The organism is Olavius algarvensis spirochete endosymbiont (genome assembly GCA_900608495.1).
Lineage (GTDB): Bacteria > Spirochaetota > Spirochaetia > DSM-2461 > DSM-2461 > UBA2779.
In genome coordinates this window covers 1-262 of the sequence record UWYT01000157.1, presented here as the reverse complement: position 1 = coordinate 262, position 262 = coordinate 1, and the positions used below count along the sequence as shown (strand labels likewise).

The window sequence follows — 262 nt, the reverse complement described above, 5'->3', positions numbered from 1 at the left end:
ACCATCACTGCTAGTAAAAGGCTCATTGGAATAATCAAAATAGGGGTCGCCTGTTACTTCATCAACGGGAAATGGTTTTATGGAAGCCTCCAGCCTCTTAAGCTCTCTAGCTGCCTCAAGCCAATCGTTACCCTTATCGGATTCAGCTTCTGCTGTGAATATGTCTTGGGTGTTGGAGGTGGCTACTGTACTCTCCTCATTGTGAGAAGGAGGGTGCTCGATTTCCGGGCCCCTATTCGGGGCCGTAAACCAGTTCCTAAAT

1 protein-coding gene is annotated in these 262 nt (G+C 48.1%); it reads right to left on the bottom strand.

Annotated features, from left to right (window positions below):
* Positions 1–262, bottom strand: a 262-nt coding sequence (locus tag S1OALGB6SA_RS10600) for a hypothetical protein (RefSeq protein WP_230204406.1), incomplete at both ends; no start/stop codon positions are given.